The sequence below is a fragment of the Dietzia sp. SYD-A1 genome, assembly GCF_015356725.1.
In the GTDB taxonomy this organism is placed as follows: domain Bacteria; phylum Actinomycetota; class Actinomycetes; order Mycobacteriales; family Mycobacteriaceae; genus Dietzia.
Window position 1 is genome coordinate 1 of sequence record NZ_JADDKI010000177.1, and the last position, 3,516, is coordinate 3,516.

Annotated in this window: 3 protein-coding genes and 1 pseudogene; all 4 read right to left on the reverse strand. The window is 73.2% G+C overall.

Going from position 1 to position 3,516, the window contains the following annotated elements; genetic code table 11:
• The coding region (locus IY392_RS08205; protein ID WP_228549167.1) for a hypothetical protein at positions 1–402 on the reverse strand (402 nt) is incomplete at its 3' end.
• Positions 403–558: 156 nt separating this feature from the next.
• A complete protein-coding gene (locus IY392_RS08210; protein ID WP_194860940.1) occupies positions 559–1,764 on the reverse strand; it encodes a hypothetical protein in 1,206 nt (401 codons plus the stop codon).
• Positions 1,765–2,082: 318 nt separating this feature from the next.
• Positions 2,083–2,856, reverse strand: a complete 774-nt coding sequence (locus IY392_RS08215) for a hypothetical protein (protein ID WP_194860941.1) — start codon at positions 2,854–2,856, stop codon at positions 2,083–2,085.
• 145 nt (positions 2,857–3,001) lie between these two features.
• Positions 3,002–3,516, reverse strand: a pseudogene (locus tag IY392_RS08220) (hypothetical protein); the annotation flags it as partial.

The window sequence follows — 3,516 nt, forward strand, 5'->3', positions numbered from 1 at the left end:
TGCCGGCGCTCCCCCGCCGGCACGTCCGGTGATGGTGACGGTGGTCGTCTCGGTCCGCACGGGGATGCCGCCGATGTAGGCGGTCGCCACGGGCCGGTACACACCCGGGGTGGTCGGCACGCCCTGGATGGCGGTGGTCCGCGGGTTGTAGGTCAGCCCTGGCGGCAGACCCTGGAACTGCAGTGTCGCGCCGGGCGGGAGAGTCACCTGATCGCTGACGCGGTTCTCCATGTAGACGCCCACCGGGAAGCTCAGCGACGGCAACGCGGCCGGCGCCACCTCCGTGGCCTCGATCACGAGGGGTGCGGCGTCAGGGGACTCCACCTGCCCCGACGCCACCCCGATCGCCGCCATGGCGGCCAGGGCGGCGGCGGAGGCGATGACGGGACGGGAGAGGTGCATGCGTGCCTTTCGGGGGTCATCGGCGAGATCCGGGTGCGAACCAGGCCACCGTAACCCACGAATGCACGTCACCCCGAGGCCTTCTCATCATGTGAGAGGGACTCGGGGTGGACGTGGTCACCGGCGACCTGCGCGGCCGCCGGGAGTTCGTGGGTCTCAGCCGCGGCCGTTCGCGACCGTCGGACCCGGGGCCTGGACGGTGCTGGGTGCACCGGCCGCGACGGTGGGGGCGGTCGATCCGGCCGAGCCGCCACCGTTGTTCGAGCCCTCGGTGGACGTGCCCGGAAGCGCCGGGAGCAGCGAGGAGGTCCCCGGGGCCGAGGACCCGCCGCCCAGTGCCAGGCCGAGTCCGGCGAGGCCCAGCAGGGCGATCCCCGTGAAGGCGAGGCCGGGCGCCAGCGCCCCGAGGGATCCGGTGTCGAGGGGCGAGGAGGAGCCCGGCACCTCGACCTGCCCGACGGTGTTCAACCCGCCGCCCGCGGTGAGGTCGCCTCCGGTTGTGGTCTCGCCTTCGGTCGTCGACCCGGTCTGGCCGCCGGTGTCGAGCAGTGAGCCGAGCGGCCCCAGGCTCTGGGTGTCGATTCCGCCGGTCACCTCGCCGGTTGCCTCCCCACCCGCGTTGCCCGCCGACCCGAGCGGAGATCCGGTGTCGGGGGTGGTGTCGTCACCCGGGGAGCCACCGGCCAGGCTCCCCAGGCCGAGCTGCCCGTTGGCGTCGCTGCCGAGCGGCGCGGAAGGGGTCTGCCCCGGAGCGTCGGGGGTCGCCCCGCCGGTGCCGAGCGATCCGGTGACCATCTCGCCGGCCGAGTCCCCACCGAGCGAGGTCACGATGCTCACGACGGCGCCGAGGATGGCGTCCGTGCCTGCGGAACCCGTGGTGATCTGCCCGCCGGCCTGGGCCTCGCCACCGAGGCTGCCCTCGACGGCGGCGGCGGACCCGGCCTCGGCACCGACCGGGGCGGTGCCGTCGGGGTTGTTGACGGTGAGGGTCACGGGGATGGTGACGGCCTGGCCGCCGAGGGTGCCGACGACCGTCACGGTGTAGACGCCCGCGGCCGCGGTGGTTCCGGAGATGACGCCATCCGCGTAGGTCAGCCCCTCGGGCAGACCGGTGACCTCGGTGATGACGATGCCGCTCCACTCCCCGGCCCCGACGAGGCCCTGGAGATCGAACGAGTACGAGGCGCCGGCGTTGAACGCCGGGGCGGTGACGGCCACGGTCTGGACGTCACCGCGGACGGTCGGGGCGTCGGGGGTGGCGACGACGACGCCGCCCACGAGGGCGACCGCGGCCGCGGCTGCGACGGGGGCGACGAGGCGACCCCGGACGATACGACGGGGGCGGGCGAGGCGAGCACGCATCGGCTGGTTCCTTCCGGAGGGGTTCGGATCGCTCACTCCCCGGATACGGGAGCGCAGACCATTACAAGAGTCACTCTAACCCCACACACATCAACTGTCTACTTCTGACTCAATTGTCACAGAATCCTCTTGAGTCACAGTAGTCACACACCCTGTGGGGTATGCCTACCCATATGGGTCCGCACTTATCGCCGCGCCCACACCCAACTACCGCGCCGCCATCGACTCCCCGCTCAGCCCACGACACGACCGCGGCCCGGCCCCGTGAAAGGGGCCGGGCCGCGGGCTCTGGGTTCTGGACCGGGAGACAGCCGGCGCTCAGGCTCCGGGGGTCGGGACGCTGGTCGGCAGGGCCACCGCTCCGGTCCGGGACGCCGAGACGTCGCCCGCACTCTGACCGACCGGGCCGGAGGTCAGGGTGGAGCTCGAGGAGGAGGTCGAGGTCGGTGCGCCCGACCCACCGCCGAGACTGCCCGCTCCAGCGCTTCCGGTGCCGCCGGGGGCGACGGTCCCGGTGACCGTGGTGACCGGATTGCCGTCCCCGTCGACGATCACGGTCACGGGCGGCTGAACCATCTCGCCGCCGAAGACGGCCGTGCACAGCGGCTCGGTCAACGACCCGGTCTGCCCCACCAGATTCGCGCCGCCACCGGGTCCCGCGAGCACATCGAGCAGGTTGGGGAAGGTTCCCAGCGCGGAGGTGACGAAGTCGAGGACGGCGGTCGGGACCCCCGAGATGCCGAACAGCGGATAGAACTTGGCGACCGAGCCGCCGAGATCGGGCAACTCACACGTCGCCTCGGACTCCGGCGCGAGGTCACCCACGCTGGTGTCCTCCGCACTGGCGGTGTCGAGGCTGCCCCCCTGGCCGGCATCGCCGTCGTCGACACCGCCGCTTCCGGAGCCCTCGCCGCTCCCGCCCGGGAGGCTTCCGGATTCACCGCCGCCCCCGACGAGGCTGCCGAGGTCCAGGCTGCCCGTCGCCGAGCCGTCCGGGCCGTCACCCCCCGTCTGGGCGCTGACGATCGGGACGGAGAGTGCGACCGCCATCAGGGCGGCGGCGGAGGCGGTGACGACCCTGCGGGCGGACATGGCGATGAGACCCCTTAGCTGGAGACGGACCAGGATGCGACTAACGCGGTCACGCGCCATCACGGGTGGGTGGCGCCTGTTCTCGACAGGAGGACTGTATCCCGATCTGCCGGGGTCCGGTAGAGCTTCGGCGAAGCGTCAGCGGTCAGTCTCCGAGGCTCCCCGCGCCGGTCGTGACCATGCCGAGCAACGCGGCCGGGGCACTGCCCACAGCCGCCCCTCCGGCGGCCTCCGCGTCAGTCCCGCCCGAGGACTCGCCGCCCAGCAGCCCCGGCGAGAGGGTGCACAGGATCTGCCCGGCCGATCCCAGGTCCTGGGTCGAACCGCTCTGGCCGAGCAGCGACGGGAGCATGGTCACCACCGCGTTCACCAGGACCAGCAGCAACCCGGAGGTCTCGGCGTCCCCGCCTCCGGTGAGGGCGGGCAGGAGCGCACTCACCGAGGCACCGTCCACCTCCCCGTCACCGAGGGCGGCGCACAGGTCGGGCGTGGTGCCCGTCTCGTCGTCGGTGGCGTCGGGTCCGGAACCGTCGGCCTCCACGGGATCGGCCGCCGGGACGCCGGGCACGGCGGAGAGGGTCGGGGCCGGCTGCGCGGGTGTGGTCGTGGCGCCGGGGTCGGTGGACGGTGAGGAGTCGCCGGTCGCGCCGGGGTCGGTGG

Bases quoted from the DNA above. Each gene is read 5' to 3' on its own strand.
- IY392_RS08210 (WP_194860940.1), bottom strand. From the start codon at position 1,764: ATGCGTGCTCGCCTCGCCCGCCCCCGTCGTATCGTCCGGGGTCGCCTC.
- IY392_RS08215 (WP_194860941.1), bottom strand. From the start codon at position 2,856: ATGTCCGCCCGCAGGGTCGTCACCGCCTCCGCCGCCGCCCTGATGGCG.